The sequence below is a fragment of the Rheinheimera sp. B2H12 genome (assembly GCF_059620065.1).
Map to the genome: position 1 here is coordinate 2,207,917 of NZ_CM184363.1, position 14,736 is coordinate 2,222,652.

Below are 14,736 nucleotides of genomic sequence, written 5' to 3' on the forward strand. Positions count from 1 at the left end.
GAGCAACTCCATCATTTTAGCAAAGTGACGGCTTGGGCCACCGCCTGCAGCGTACGTTCTATTTCAGGCTGCTGATTATAAGCCGCAAGGGATAACCGCACAGCGCCACCGCGGCCGATAGCCTGAAACAATGGCATGGCACAGTGCGTGCCGGCTCGGGCCGCAATCTGTTGTTGATCCAGTAAGGCAGCGACATCGGATGGATGTTCACCCCTTACATTAAAAGCCACAATACCGGCGTTATTCTCCAGCTTTGACAGCAACTCAATGTGTGGCATTTGCGCCAGGCCGTGCCATAACTGCTGCAATAACTGCTGTTTATGCTGCTGCATGGCAGCCAGATCCCATTGTGTTAGCCAGCGCAGTGCGGCTGCCAGTCCAAGGGCGCCAGCAATATTGGGCGTACCGGCTTCCAACCGATAGGGCAGTTGATTGAGCTGAGTTTCAGCAAAACTGACATGCCGAATCATTTCGCCACCATAAAGCAGAGGTTTCAGTTGCTGTAACAGCTGCTGACGGCCATATAACACGCCAATACCGGTCGGGCCATAAATCTTATGGCCGGAGAACACATAAAAGTCACAATCTAACTGCTGTAAATCCGGTAACTGGTAAACAATACCCTGAGCGCCGTCAATCACTGTCAGTGCACCGGCCGCTTTCGCCAGCCTGATGAGTTCAGCCACTGGCTGAATATGACCCAGCACATTTGAGACCTGCGTCAGACTGACGACTTTGGGTTTGAGACTTAGCAAACGCACAAACTCGGCCAGATCTAAGCAATGATCGCTGCTCAGCGGCACCACATCAAGGATCACTCCATACTCTCTGGCATAAAATTGCCAGGGCACGATGTTGGCGTGATGTTCCAGCGTGGTTAATAACACCCGATCGCCAGGCTGTAATACAGTCCCTGTCAGGCCTGCTGCCAGTTGGTTCAACGCGGCAGTGGCACCTGCGCACCAGATAATTTCATTGCGGTTGGCAGCATTCAGTAATACTGCCAGTTCATCCCGCGCCTGTTCAAACAACACTGTAGCCTGTTGACTGAGCTGATGGGCACCGCGGTGCACATTTGCATTAAACTTTTGATAAAATTCAGTTTCTGTGCTGATCACTGCTGCAGGTTTATGCATAGTGGCAGCATTATCCAGATAGATCCAATCGGGCTGCTGCTGAAAAAAAGCAAATTCGGCGCGAAAAGCGCTGACATCAAAAGTCACGATAGGGCAGACTCAGTTAAAAAATGAAGTCGGCGATTTTGCCTTGTTTTAGCATTGATGTCTATGGCAGGAATAGCGGGCAAAAGGCGTGAAAAGACGGTGTCACCACAGGGGGGGACACCGTGGTATCTGTTAACGTTTGGTAATATCGATAAAATCTCGCGCGGTATAACCGGTATACAGCTGACGTGGACGGCCGATTTTATGGCCTTTATCGGATAACATTTCATCCCAATGAGAGATCCAGCCAACAGTGCGGCTCATGGCAAAAATGACCGTGAACATGCTGGTTGGAATACCAATGGCTTTAAGAATGATGCCTGAGTAGAAATCGACGTTCGGGTACAATTTCTTCTCAATGAAGTACGGGTCCGACAGCGCAATGCGCTCCAGCTCCATAGCAACATCTAACAGTGGATCCTGGATATTCAGCTCTTTCAGCACTTCGTGACAGGTATCCCGCATCACTTTGGCACGTGGGTCAAAGTTTTTATAGACGCGATGGCCAAAGCCCATCAGACGGAAAGAGTCGTTTTTATCTTTGGCACGGGCGACAAATTCCGGAATGCGATCAACAGAACCGATTTCCTGTAACATCACCAGACAAGCTTCGTTGGCACCGCCATGCGCCGGGCCCCACAAGGATGCGATACCCGCAGCAATACAGGCATAAGGGTTTGCGCCTGAAGAACCTGCTAAACGAACCGTTGAAGTGGAAGCATTTTGTTCATGATCAGCGTGCAGCATGAAAATGCGGTCCATCGCTTTGGCAACGATTGGGCTGACTTGATAATTTTCAGCTGGTACGGAGAACATCATATGCAGGAAATTTTCGGCATAGCTTAATTCATTACGCGGATACACAAATGGCTGACCAATAGTGTATTTGTAAGCCATGGCAGCAATAGTTGGCAGCTTGGCAATCAGTCGATGCGCCGAACGTTTACGCTGCTCTGGATCATTAACATTCAAATCTGAATGATAGAAAGATGACATGGCACCGACCACACCACACAGCATCGCCATTGGGTGGGCATCAACGCGGAAGCCCTGGAAGAAAGAGGCCAGTTTTTCATGCACCATGGTATGCCGGGTAATGACATGGGTGAAATTGTCATATTGGGCTTTTGTCGGCAATTCGCCTTCTAATAACAGGTAACAGGTTTCCAGGTAATCTGATTCAACGGCTAACTGTTCGATTGGGTAACCGCGGTGTAATAACACGCCGTTGTCGCCATCAATGTAAGTTATTTTTGATTCACAAGAGCCTGTCGACATAAAGCCCGGATCAAAGGTGAAGTAGCCATGTTGACCCAAGGCGCGTACATCGATGACGTCTGTGCCTGCCGTGCCCGAGTAAATTGGCAGTTCGATTGGCGCGAGACCATCGATATGCACGACAGCTTTTTTATCTGCCATTGGATTTCTCCTGTGTTGTTATTGGTTTAAACCGGTAGCAAGCTTTATTCTACCCGCAACTGGGACCTAAAAGTCAATTTTAATCCGAGATTGGATAATAAGTATTCGACTCTAGTCGTATTGCTGTCGTTAGTAAATCAGCTACTGTGTCATCTGCGGATTTTATCTAACAAAATTAAACATAAATTGTATTCCACAGTCGTGAAATATATACTGTCGCGGGTTCGAAATCAGTTCACTGACCGATAGATAAAAAATTGGGCTGAACCACTCCGCGCTGTAGCCTGTATATCCATTGGGTGTTGACTGTTCAGACAGCAACGTATAATGACAACAAAGCTCAGAATAGGGCGTCGATAGGCAAGAAACTGTGAAAAAGCAAAGACCTGTAAATCTTGATCTAACCACTATATCCATGCCGGTAACGGCAACTGCTTCTATCCTGCATCGCATCACCGGCGTGGCAATGTTTTTTGCGCTGATTTTCGTGATCTGGGCCTGGGCAGTATCCTTGTCTTCAGCCGAAGGTTTTGCCTTGGTGAAAGAAGTCATGACTTCTTTTGTCGCCAAGTTCATTGCCTGGGGTACCATCACAGTCCTGATTTATCACCTGGTTGGCGGTTTACGCCACCTAATAATGGATATGGGCCATTGGGAAGAATTAGAGTCAGGCAAACTGAGCGCTAAAGTTGCTTTAGCAATCTGGGTTGTGCTGGCCGTATTAGCTGGAGTCTGGTTATGGTTCTGAATCAAGCATCATTAAAGCGTGATGGCGTACAAGATTACGTTTCATTACGTGCCACAGCTGTCATTTTAACGCTGTACACTTTTTTTATTCTCGGGTATTTCCTGTGCACTCCGGAAATTACTTATGAAGGCTGGAAAGCCTTGTTCTCCAATATTCTGGTGAAAGCCTTCACCTTACTGGCACTGGTTTGTATCGCTGTCCACACCAAAATTGGTTTGTGGCAGGTACTGACTGACTATGTGAAGTCTGCTTCACTGCGTGCAGTACTGCAATTTGTGCTGTACACCATTGCCTTTGGTTATGTGGCTGTAGGCCTGTTTGTTCTGTGGGGTGCTTAATTGAATATTCCAGTTCGCGAATTTGATGCCGTGGTGATTGGCGCAGGTGGCGCAGGTATGCGTGCCGCTCTGCAAATCACTGAATCAGGGTTAACCTGTGCTTTATTATCGAAGGTGTTTCCAACCCGTTCACACACTGTGTCAGCACAGGGTGGTATTACGGTAGCATTGGGCAACTCGCACCCGGACAACTGGGAATGGCACATGTTTGATACCGTCAAAGGTTCTGATTATATCGGTGACCAGGACGCGATCGAATACATGTGTAAAACTGGCCCGGAAGCTATTACTGAGCTGGAAAACATGGGCTTACCTTTCTCTCGGTTTGAGAATGGTCGGGTTTACCAGCGTCCATTTGGTGGCCAGTCAAAAAATTTCGGTGGCGAACAAGCCGCTCGTACCGCAGCTGCAGCTGACCGAACTGGTCATGCTTTATTGCACTTGCTGTATCAGCAAAACGTCAAAAACAAAACGCAGGTGTTTTCTGAGTGGTATGCGCTTGATCTGGTGAAAAACCAGGATGGTGCCATCGTCGGTTGTACTGCGATCCAGATTGAAACGGGTGAAATCGTTTATTTTAAATCGCGTGCTGTGGTGTTAGCCACAGGTGGTGCTGGTCGTATTTTTGCTTCGACCACCAATGCTCACATCAATACTGGTGACGGTGTTGGTATGGCTCTGCGGGCCGGTATTCCGCTGCAGGATATGGAAATGTGGCAGTTCCACCCAACTGGCATCGCTGGTGCCGGTACGCTAGTGACTGAGGGTTGCCGTGGTGAGGGTGGTTACTTACTGAATAAAAATGGTGAGCGTTTCATGGAACGTTATGCGCCAAACGCCAAAGACCTGGCAGGTCGTGACGTGGTAGCCCGTTCTATGATGACGGAAATTCGCGAAGGCCGGGGTTGTGATGGTCCTTGGGGCCCGCATATCAAGCTGAAACTTGACCACTTAGGTGCTGAAGTTTTAGAAAGTCGTTTACCTGGTGTCTGCGAATTATCAAAAACTTTTGCCCATGTCGACCCAGTGAAAGAGCCAATTCCGGTAATCCCAACCTGTCACTATATGATGGGTGGTATTCCAACCAACGTCCATGGTCAGGTTATTCATCCAAAAGCGGATGGTTCTGAAGTTGTGGTGCCTGGTTTGTTTGCTTGCGGTGAAATTGCCTGTGTATCCGTGCATGGTGCTAACCGTTTAGGTGGTAACTCACTGTTAGACTTAGTGGTATTTGGCCGTGCTACCGGTTTACACCTAGGTGAAGCGCTGGCGGCGTCAAGCGAATACCGTCCGGCTTCGGATTCTGATCTGCAAGCCTCGCTGGCGCGCACGCAACGCTGGGAAGATACCAAACCAGGTCAGGGTGAAGATCCGGTACAAATCAAAAAAGACTTACAGCAATGTATGCAACTGAACTTCTCGGTTTTCCGTGAAGGTGCGGCCATGGCTGAAGGTTTAGAGCAATTAAAAGTGATCCGTGAACGCTTGAAGTTTGCCCGTCTGGACGATAAGAGCTCTGATTTTAATACCATGCGGATTGAATGTCTGGAATTGGACAACCTGATGGAAACAGCGTTTTCTACCGCCGTTGCCGCCAATTACAGAACTGAAAGCCGTGGTGCTCATGCCCGTTTTGACTTCCCGGAGCGGGATGATGAAAACTGGTTATGCCACAGTGTTTACACGCCGGATACTGAATCTATGTTCAAACGTAAAGTGAATATGGATCCAAAATTCCGCCCGGCTTTCCCGCCGAAAGCCCGTACTTATTAAGAGGGAAACGCGATGAAGAAGTTAGAATTCTCAATTTATCGTTACAACCCTGATGTCGACAATGCGCCACGGATGCAGGACTATGTGCTGGACAATCCGGAAGGTCGCGACATGATGGTGTTAGACGCACTGTTGAAATTAAAAGAGCAAGACCCAACCTTATCTTTCCGTCGCAGCTGCCGTGAAGGTGTCTGTGGGTCAGATGGTCTGAACATGAATGGTAAAAATGGTCTGGCTTGTATCACACCATTGTCTGCGCTTGGCAAAGGTAAAGGTGGCAAGCTGGTGATCCGTCCATTGCCAGGTCTGCCAGTCGTGCGTGACTTAGTTGTTGATATGTCTCAGTTTTACACTCAGTACGAGAAAGTAAAACCGTATTTAATCAATAACGATTTACCACCGGCAGGTGAATATCTGCAATCGCCGGAACAACGCGCTAAGTTAGATGGTCTGTACGAGTGCATTTTATGTGCTTGTTGCTCGACATCTTGCCCATCGTTCTGGTGGAACCCGGATAAATTTATCGGCCCGGCCGGTTTATTACATGCTTATCGTTTCCTGGCCGACAGCCGGGATACCGCCACTGAACAGCGGTTAAACGATTTGGATGATGCCTTCAGCGTTTTCCGCTGCCATGGTATTATGAACTGTGTCAATGTATGCCCGAAAGGGTTAAATCCGACCAAAGCTATTGGTCAGATTAAATCAATGTTATTAAACCGGGCGCTGTAAAGCGCCCCTTTCGTAATCATTGAAAGTTTTACCATAAGTTCAGCAGTCTGCGGGCTGCTGTTATTCAGGAAAAAATAGCCATAAAACCTGTTACATGGCTATTTTTTTGCTACTTTTTTCCAGGTGCTTCGAGATAAGGGAAAGTAAATGCACGAAGGTGTAATGAAGGCATGGTTAGAGTCTTCTCATCTTGGCGGTGGCAACATGGCCTATGTAGATGAACTCTATGAATCCTACTTAGCTGAACCTACCAGTGTCGGTGATGAGTGGCGGGAGTTTTTCGCCAAACTGCCAAAAATTGATGGTGTTGAATTAGAATCCCGTCATTCTGATATTCGTCAGCAGTTTGTGGAACTGGCTAAAAATAAACACCGTGAAGTGGTGGTTGCACCTGCTTCTGGTGGTGGTGATGGCCGTCAGGTCAAGGTTTTGCAACTCATCAATGCTTTCCGTTTTCGCGGGCATCAACATGCCAGCCTCGATCCGCTGGAATTATGGAAGCGGCCACGGGTTCGTGATCTGGAGCTGTCCTTCCACGACTTAACGTCAGCCGATTTTGACACCGAATTTAATGTAGGTTCTTTTGTTGCCGGCACTGAAACCATGAAGCTCGGTGAGCTGGTCAAGGCACTGGAAACAACCTATTGTGGTTCCATTGGTGCTGAGTATATGCACATCGTCTCCACCGACGAGAAACGTTGGATCCAACAGCGGTTAGAATCTGTTCGTTCTACCCCAAACTACAGCAAAGAAGAAAAAGCGAATATCTTAAAAGGCTTAGTCGCAGCTGATGGTCTGGAACGTTATTTATCCGCCAAATTCCCAGGCGCCAAACGTTTTGGTCTGGAAGGTGGTGATGCGATGGTACCTATGCTCAAAGCGATGATCCATCGCGCTGGTGAGCAAGGGGCGAAAGACTGTGTCATCGGTATGGCGCACCGCGGTCGTCTGAACACGCTGGTGAACGTGCTGGGTAAAAACCCAAGTAAATTATTTGATGAATTTGCCGGTAAATATGAAGTGGTTGGCGCCGGTGATGTGAAATATCACATGGGCTTCTCGTCAGACTTTGCCACTAAAGGTGGCGATGTCCACCTGGCGCTGGCTTTTAACCCGTCACACTTAGAAATCGTAAACCCTGTGGTGATGGGATCTGTCCGTGCCCGGTTAGACCGTCGTGGTTGTACCGATGGTTCACTGGCATTGCCAATTACCATTCACGGTGACTCTGCTTTTGCGGGTCAGGGTGTGGTGGCTGAAACCTTTAACATTTCGCAAACCCGAGCCTTTAAAGTTGGTGGTTCTATCCGGATCGTGATCAACAACCAGGTTGGTTTTACCACCTCCAATCCGGAAGATACCCGCTCGACCGAATACTGTACTGATATTGCCAAGATGGTGCAGGCACCAATTTTCCACGTCAATGGTGATGATCCGGAAGCTGTGGTCTTTGTTGCGCAGTTAGCCGTCGATTACCGCAATACCTTTAAACGGGATGTAGTGATTGATTTGGTTTGTTACCGTCGTAACGGTCACAACGAAGCGGATGAGCCGAATGCAACTCAGCCGCTGATGTACCAAAAAATTAAGAAACATCCGACGCCGCGTGAGCTGTATGCCGATAAATTGATTAAAGCTGGTCAGTTTAATGCGCAAGAAGTGCAGGCATTGGTTGATGGTTACCGTGATGCGCTGGACAAAGGCGATTGTGTAGTTGACGAGTGGAAACCGATGACGGAAGTCTCGGTTGACTGGACGCCGTTTTTACACAAAGAATGGACCACAGCTTACGATGCCAGTATGGCTGTTGCTGATTTAGTCAGTCTGGGTGAAAAAGCCATTCGGGTTCCTGCTGAACATACGCTGCAACGTCAGGTGGGTAAAGTGTATGAAGACCGTGCGCTGATGCTCAAAGGCGAGAAGAAAATCGATTGGGGTTTTGCTGAAATTTTAGCTTATGCCTCTATTGTTGAAGCGGGCAGCCGGATCCGCATTGTCGGTCAGGATTCAGGTCGCGGCACTTTCTTCCATCGTCACGCGGTACTGCACAATCAGAATGATGCTTCAACTTACACGCCGTTGGAACATATCAGTGCTGAGCAAGGCCCATTCGAGGTTTTCGACTCTGCTTTATCTGAAGAAGCAGTGCTGGCGTTTGAATATGGTTATGCCACTGCAGAACCTCGTGCTTTAGTGATTTGGGAAGGCCAGTTTGGTGACTTCGCCAACGGCGCCCAGGTGGTGATTGACCAGTTCCTGAGCTCTGGTGAACAAAAATGGGGCCGGCTCTGTGGTTTAACCCTGTTATTGCCACATGGTTATGAAGGCCAGGGCCCGGAGCACTCTTCAGCGCGGCTGGAGCGTTTCCTGCAATTATGTGCTGATCACAATATGCAAGTGGTAGTGCCTTCGACACCAGCGCAGGTTTATGCCATGATCCGTCGGCAGATGGTGCGTCCAATGCGCCGGCCGTTGATTGTGATGTCACCAAAATCGTTATTACGTCATCCATTGGCAACTTCCAGCCTGGAAGAAATCGCTGCTGGTCAGTTCCACAACGTGATTGGTGAAATTGACACCCAGGTGCCGGCTGAAGTAAAACGAGTGGTGTTCTGTAGCGGCAAGGTCTATTACGATTTGCTGGAAGAGCGCCGTAAACGCGGTCTGAGCAATATTGCCATTGTCCGGGTTGAACAGTTGTACCCGTTCCCGCAGGACGAGATGGCCGCAGTGTTGGCACAATATCAGCACGTGACTGATTTCGTCTGGTGTCAGGAAGAGCCGCAGAACCAGGGTGCCTGGTATTGCAGTCAGCATAATTTCTGGGCTGCGATTCCGCAGGGGGCCAGATTAACTTATGCTGGCCGTGATGCATCTTCATCACCGGCGGTCGGTTATCTGTCGGTGCATAATAAACAACAGCAAGCGCTGATTAACGCTGCTTTAACACTGGCGTAATCTGCAGCTGTGATGATGGGTGTTTTATCACAGTAACTGTTTGCTGCGGTCCAAGCCGCAGCCCATTTTCTGGTCAGTGTGGGTTTACTCACACTGGCTTTGGCTTTGTAAGATTGAACACAAACGCAGACCAATCTGTAATAAGGTGACAAAGTGGAAATTAAAGTCCCAGTACTACCCGAATCCGTTGCTGATGCAACAATCGCAACCTGGCATGTCAAAACAGGTGAAGCCGTCAGTCGTGACCAGGTACTGGTTGATATCGAGACTGATAAAGTGGTGTTAGAAGTTGTGGCGCAAGCTGATGGCGTGATGGGCGAAATCGTTCATGCTGAAGGTGCAACAGTACTGGCAGAGCAGGTGATTGGTCATCTGAATGCTGGTGCCGCGGCTCCTGCTGCTGCTCCAGCAGCAACAGCGCCAGCTGCCGTCGCTGCTGCTGATGCCGATGAAGTGCTGACGCCTTCAGTGCGTCGCTTAATCGCAGAAAAAGGTCTGGATGCTGCCAAAATCCAGGGTTCTGGCAAAAATGGCCGTGTGACCAAAGAAGATGTAGAAAAATTCCTGGCCGGTGCTCAGGCTGCACCTGCTGCCAAAGCAGCGCCGGCTGCAGTTGCTGCGCCAGTCGCTGTGGTTGGCGACCGTTCGCAGAAACGTGTGCCAATGACACGCCTGCGTAAAACTATCGCCAATCGTCTGCTGGAAGCGAAAAACTCCACTGCCATGCTGACCACTTTTAACGAAGTGAACATGAAGCCAATCATGGAACTGCGTAAGCAGTACCAGGACGTGTTTGAGAAGAAACACGGTATCCGTTTGGGCTTTATGTCGTTCTATGTCAAAGCTGTGACTGAAGCGCTGAAGCGCTACCCAGAAGTTAACGCAGCCATTGATGGTGATGATATCGTGTATCATAACTATTTCGACGTCAGCATTGCGGTATCGACACCTCGTGGTCTGGTGACACCAGTGCTGCGTGACTGCGATAAGATGAATCTGGCTGAAATCGAAAAAGCCATCAAAGAGTTAGCACTGAAAGGCCGTGACGGTAAATTATCAATGGATGATTTAACCGGCGGTAACTTCACTATCACCAACGGTGGTGTGTTTGGCTCTCTGATGTCAACGCCAATCATCAACCCACCACAATCCGCTATTCTGGGTATGCATAAAATCCAGGATCGCGTGATGGTGGTTGATGGCAAGATGGAAATCCTGCCAATGATGTACCTGGCGCTGTCGTACGATCACCGTATCATCGATGGTAAAGAGTCAGTTGGCTTCCTGGTGACAGTAAAAGAATTATTAGAAGATCCAACCCGTATTCTGTTGGATATCTAATATAAGCGAGCGGAAAGGCTGCATCATTGCAGCCTTTTAAATCATCTGGAGATAGCCGTAAGGCCATTCTTCAATGGGTCTGGCTGTGCCGAAAGGGCAGCTACAATCAAAAAGAAAACGGAAAGAAGCCATGAATTTGCACGAATATCAGGCAAAACAGCTTTTTCGCGAATACGGTTTACCTGTATCTGAAGGCTATGCGGAAGAAACTCCACAGGCAGCAGCAGAAGCAGCAGATCGTATTGGTGGAAACAAGTGGGTAGTCAAAGCTCAGGTTCACGCTGGTGGTCGCGGTAAAGCGGGCGGTGTGAAATTAGTTTCTTCTAAAGAAGAAATCCGTAACTTTGCCCAAAATTGGTTGGGTAAAAATCTGGTTACGTACCAAACTGACGAAAAAGGTCAGCCTGTCAGCAAAATCCTGGTAGAAACCTGTACAGATATCGAAAAAGAACTGTATCTGGGTGCCGTGGTCGATCGTTCAAGCCGTCGCATTATTTTCATGGCGTCGACTGAAGGTGGCGTCGACATTGAGAAAGTGGCTGAAGAAACCCCTGAAAAAATCATCAAGATGGCGATTGATCCACTGGTCGGTGCACAAGCATTCCAGGCGCGTGAAATTGCTTTCAAACTGGGTTTAAACGCGACGCAAATCAAACAGTTCACTAACATCTACTTAGGCCTCGCCAAGATGTTTGTTGACCTGGACATTGCCATGATCGAAGTCAACCCGCTGGTTATCACAACGCAAGGCAATCTGCACTGCTTAGATGCCAAACTGGTTGCTGATAGCAATGCGTTATACCGTCAGCCAAAACTGCGCGCTTTACATGACCCATCACAAGAAGACGAGCGTGAAGCCCGGGCTGCTCAGTGGGAACTGAACTATGTTGCTTTAGAAGGTAACATCGGTTGTATGGTGAACGGTGCCGGTTTAGCCATGGGCACCATGGACATCGTGAAATTAAGCGGTGGCCAACCAGCAAACTTCCTGGACGTTGGCGGCGGTGCGACTAAAGAGCGCGTCACTGAAGCATTCAAGATCATCCTGTCTGACTCTGCGGTAAAAGCAGTATTCGTTAACATTTTCGGTGGTATCGTGCGTTGCGATATGATCGCTGAAGGTATTATCGGTGCTGTGGAAGAAGTGGGTGTAAACGTGCCTGTCGTGGTGCGTTTAGAAGGTAACAACGCTGAATTAGGCGCACAGAAACTGCAAAGTTCTGGCCTGAACATCATTGCTGCTAACTCATTATCTGAAGCTGCAAAAGCTGTTGTGAAAGCCGCGGAGGGCAAATAATGTCTATTATCATCAACAAAGACACTAAGGTCATCTGTCAGGGTTTCACCGGTAGCCAGGGTACTTTCCACTCAACTCAGGCGCTGGAATACGGCACCAAAATGGTTGGTGGTGTCAGCCCGGGTAAAGGCGGTACTACGCATTTAGGTCTGCCAGTGTTTAACACTGTGAAAGAAGCTGTTGAAACTACAGGCGCGACTGCGACTGTGATTTATGTACCGGCTCCTTTCTGTAAAGATGCCATCATCGAAGCTGCTGACGCTGGCTTAGAGCTGATTGTTTGTATCACTGAAGGTATCCCAACGATCGATATGTTATTCGCCAAAGAATACGTTGATCGTAAAGGCGTACGGATGATTGGTCCAAACTGCCCTGGCGTGATCACGCCAGGTGAATGTAAAATTGGTATCATGCCAGGCCATATCCACAAGCCAGGTAAAGTCGGTATCGTATCACGTTCAGGTACACTGACGTATGAAGCTGTGAAACAAACCACAGACGAAGGTTTTGGTCAGTCTACTTGTGTTGGTATCGGTGGCGACCCAATCCCAGGTTCTAACTTCATCGACATCCTGAAATTATTCCAGGAAGATCCACAGACTGAAGCCATCATCATGATCGGTGAAATCGGTGGTACTGCTGAAGAAGAAGCTGCTGCTTATATCAAAGCTCACGTGACTAAACCTGTCGTGTCTTACATTGCCGGTGTGACTGCACCTGCTGGTAAGCGTATGGGCCACGCTGGCGCCATCATTTCTGGTGGTAAAGGTACTGCAGATGACAAATTCCGTGCTCTGGAAGATGCAGGCGTGAAAACTGTCCGCTCTCTGGCTGACATTGGTAAAGCGCTGCGTGAACTGACTGGCTGGTAACAGCGGCACTAGGTTCAACTTTGCAAAAACCCGGCTTTGATAGCCGGGTTTTTTTATGGGTGCGCCAGGCATGACGCGCTGCGCGTAAGCGCAAGCAGATTGATGAAGCGATGATCTGCACAGCGTTACTGTGCCAGCATTGCTGTCGGGAACCAGCATCGCGGGCATGAAACTGCCAGTGGCTTCTGAGCAGTCGGTGCCGCATGCGGCGCGCGTTGCGGGCTGTTGTTGCCACTGCCAGCAAAATGCTGCCGAAGCGCAGCTCTGAGGGGAAGGTTGTCTGGCCTCGCGTTGCTGTTTGTGACGCTTTGAGTTAGCTCAGGTTGTAACAAGGTGTATTGTTACCTTTAGTTGTAATATTGATTAATGTTACCTTATTTTGTAACAATACTAATTGTTACATCTAAAGGTAACATTGATTAGTGTTACTATCAGGTGTAACGTGGTGTTGCCCAAACTATTCGCTGAATGAACAAGGTCAGCGATAAAGCAACGGGAATGAACCCGGTTTTGCCGCCGAAACTGCCGCCGATTTTGCAACTGGCAGGGCGCGCTAGCCCACGGGCCTGAATCAAGGCAGAAAACTGGATATTGTACTAAACATCGAAGTGGAGCCTGACATGCAAACAACTTTTGCCGCTGTGTTAACGGGTGATATTGTGAAGTCCAGAGCTATTGCAGCAGAGGATTATGAGCAGTTGCTCTACACGCTGCAACGCACTCTGCAAATGCTGCTGGCAAAGGTAGATGGCAAATTTGATATCTATCGCGGTGATGCTTTTCAGGCGATCTTTGCCGATCCGGCTGCAGCTATTCAAGCAGCGTTGGTGCTCAGATTAGCCCTGAGAACGGCCAACCCGGCCTTTGATGCCAGGCAATGCGTTGGCATCGGCCGTATTGCTGTGTTGCGGACAGATGTCAGAAGTTCAATGGGGGAGGCTTTTGTGTTATCCGGCAGCGGGTTAGATAACATGAAAGGCACCTATCTGGCGGTACATAGTCATGATGCCGCTCAGCAAGAGCGACTGGAGCTAGTCACCCGACTGATGGACGCACATCTGAGCCATTTATCGCCGGCGCAATCTGAAGTATTACTGCATTATTTGTTGGCGGAAGATAAATCACATCAGGCGGTCGCACGAGCGGCTGGCAAAAATCGCAGTAATGTCACCAGATTGCTCAATGCCAGTCGATACCATCTGGTGGTGGAGTATTTAACCTATTGTCAGCGTTATGCCACTGAGGGACAAACCGCATGAATGAGCTGGTGTTGTTATTGTTGTTTGTCTTGGTCCATATTTGTGCTGATTTTTATCTGCAACCTGTGGCCTGGGTCGCTGATAAAAACAAACAACATTATAAATCTGTGCCATTGCTGCTGCATGCTGGTCTGCATGCGGTAGGGATTTTACTGGTGTGTAGCTGGTTTGCCGCGGTCTCTCTGCTGGCGGCGTTTGGCTATGCTTTGCTGGTGTTAAGCTCGCACTGGTTGATTGATGTCGTGAAATCTTATGTTGCCAGCAGCCTGACGGCCTTAGTGCTGGATCAACTGCTGCATTTAGCCGTACTTGGCGGGATTTGGCTCAGCATCTATGACTATTTTTCGATTCTGACACTGTCTGCATTGGTTCAGTTTATCAATGAGCCTGTGCTGATATTAAGCCTGGCTTATTTAATGGTACTCAAGCCAACCTCAGTGCTGGTGGCCATTTTTTTAAAACCCTGGACTGCCCATCTAAAGCCGGTGAAACCTGCCACAGCAACAGACTCATTACAATTTGCCGGTCAACAAATTGGTTATTTAGAACGGTTGTTGATCCTGACATTTATTTTATTAAATCAGTTTGCTGCGATTGGATTTTTAATTGCCGCCAAATCGGTGTTCAGGTTTGGTGAATTGCAACATGCCAGAGAAACCAAATTAACCGAATACGTGTTGCTGGGAACTTTGGCCAGCTTTGCCTGCACGCTGCTGATAGGTTTACTGGCAACAGCACTGCTCGGCAAGTTGCCGCTGGGTGCATAACAAACGGCA

12 protein-coding genes are annotated in these 14,736 nt (G+C 48.7%); 10 read left to right on the forward strand and 2 right to left on the reverse strand.

The window, feature by feature from the left end:
- Nucleotides 1-11: 11 nt before the first annotated feature.
- Both AC53GJ_RS09610 and AC53GJ_RS09615 read right to left on the reverse strand, forming a co-directional pair.
- Nucleotides 12-1,223 carry an aminotransferase class V-fold PLP-dependent enzyme gene (locus AC53GJ_RS09610; RefSeq protein WP_496732463.1) on the reverse strand — a complete coding sequence of 404 codons (1,212 nt, stop codon included), beginning with the start codon at nt 1,221-1,223 and terminating at the stop codon, nt 12-14.
- Nucleotides 1,224-1,355: 132 nt separating this feature from the next.
- Nucleotides 1,356-2,642, reverse strand: a complete 1,287-nt coding sequence (locus AC53GJ_RS09615) for a citrate synthase (RefSeq protein ID WP_496732464.1) — start codon at nt 2,640-2,642, stop codon at nt 1,356-1,358.
- Nucleotides 2,643-3,012: 370 nt separating this feature from the next.
- Here AC53GJ_RS09615 and sdhC point away from each other — a divergent pair, with 370 nt between their 5' ends.
- From sdhC to AC53GJ_RS09665, 10 genes are all read left to right on the forward strand, one after another.
- The gene (gene sdhC / locus AC53GJ_RS09620) at nt 3,013-3,390 is read left to right on the forward strand and encodes a succinate dehydrogenase, cytochrome b556 subunit (RefSeq protein WP_496732465.1); all 378 of its coding nucleotides are present in this window, start codon (nt 3,013-3,015) and stop codon (nt 3,388-3,390) included.
- Entirely contained in the window at nt 3,381-3,728 is a 348-nt protein-coding gene (gene sdhD, locus AC53GJ_RS09625; protein WP_496732466.1) for a succinate dehydrogenase, hydrophobic membrane anchor protein, read from the forward strand. Before sdhC ends, sdhD begins: the two co-directional genes overlap by 10 nt.
- Nucleotides 3,729-5,501, forward strand: a complete 1,773-nt coding sequence (gene sdhA / locus AC53GJ_RS09630) for a succinate dehydrogenase flavoprotein subunit (RefSeq protein ID WP_496732467.1) — start codon at nt 3,729-3,731, stop codon at nt 5,499-5,501.
- Between the two features lie 12 nt (nt 5,502-5,513).
- Nucleotides 5,514-6,233, forward strand: coding sequence for a succinate dehydrogenase iron-sulfur subunit (locus AC53GJ_RS09635; RefSeq protein WP_496732468.1), 720 nt, complete (start codon nt 5,514-5,516; stop codon nt 6,231-6,233).
- A gap of 147 nt (nt 6,234-6,380) precedes the next feature.
- Nucleotides 6,381-9,191 carry a 2-oxoglutarate dehydrogenase E1 component gene (locus tag AC53GJ_RS09640; protein ID WP_496732469.1) on the forward strand — a complete coding sequence of 937 codons (2,811 nt, stop codon included), beginning with the start codon at nt 6,381-6,383 and terminating at the stop codon, nt 9,189-9,191.
- Between the two features lie 153 nt (nt 9,192-9,344).
- Nucleotides 9,345-10,532: a 2-oxoglutarate dehydrogenase complex dihydrolipoyllysine-residue succinyltransferase gene (gene odhB / locus AC53GJ_RS09645; RefSeq protein WP_496732470.1), complete on the forward strand. Its 1,188-nt coding sequence runs from the start codon at nt 9,345-9,347 to the stop codon at nt 10,530-10,532.
- 130 nt (nt 10,533-10,662) lie between these two features.
- Entirely contained in the window at nt 10,663-11,829 is a 1,167-nt protein-coding gene (gene sucC, locus AC53GJ_RS09650; RefSeq protein WP_496732471.1) for an ADP-forming succinate--CoA ligase subunit beta, read from the forward strand.
- Complete coding sequence (sucD, locus tag AC53GJ_RS09655; protein WP_496732472.1) at nt 11,829-12,701, forward strand: succinate--CoA ligase subunit alpha; 873 nt, start codon at nt 11,829-11,831, stop codon at nt 12,699-12,701. Before sucC ends, sucD begins: the two co-directional genes overlap by 1 nt.
- Nucleotides 12,702-13,321: 620 nt before the next feature.
- On the forward strand, nt 13,322-13,960 hold the full coding sequence (locus tag AC53GJ_RS09660) for a hypothetical protein (RefSeq protein ID WP_496732473.1): 639 nt from the start codon (nt 13,322-13,324) through the stop codon (nt 13,958-13,960).
- Complete coding sequence (locus AC53GJ_RS09665) at nt 13,957-14,727, forward strand: DUF3307 domain-containing protein (RefSeq protein WP_496732474.1); 771 nt, start codon at nt 13,957-13,959, stop codon at nt 14,725-14,727. The genes AC53GJ_RS09660 and AC53GJ_RS09665 overlap by 4 nt, the downstream gene beginning before the upstream one ends.
- Nucleotides 14,728-14,736 lie beyond the last annotated feature (9 nt).

Bases quoted from the DNA above. Each gene is read 5' to 3' on its own strand.
- AC53GJ_RS09615 (WP_496732464.1), bottom strand. From the start codon at position 2,642: ATGGCAGATAAAAAAGCTGTCGTGCATATCGATGGTCTCGCGCCAATC.
- sdhD (WP_496732466.1), top strand. From the start codon at position 3,381: ATGGTTCTGAATCAAGCATCATTAAAGCGTGATGGCGTACAAGATTAC.
- AC53GJ_RS09635 (WP_496732468.1), top strand. From the start codon at position 5,514: ATGAAGAAGTTAGAATTCTCAATTTATCGTTACAACCCTGATGTCGAC.
- AC53GJ_RS09640 (WP_496732469.1), top strand. From the start codon at position 6,381: ATGCACGAAGGTGTAATGAAGGCATGGTTAGAGTCTTCTCATCTTGGC.
- sucC (WP_496732471.1), top strand. From the start codon at position 10,663: ATGAATTTGCACGAATATCAGGCAAAACAGCTTTTTCGCGAATACGGT.
- sucD (WP_496732472.1), top strand. From the start codon at position 11,829: ATGTCTATTATCATCAACAAAGACACTAAGGTCATCTGTCAGGGTTTC.
- AC53GJ_RS09660 (WP_496732473.1), top strand. From the start codon at position 13,322: ATGCAAACAACTTTTGCCGCTGTGTTAACGGGTGATATTGTGAAGTCC.
- AC53GJ_RS09665 (WP_496732474.1), top strand. From the start codon at position 13,957: ATGAATGAGCTGGTGTTGTTATTGTTGTTTGTCTTGGTCCATATTTGT.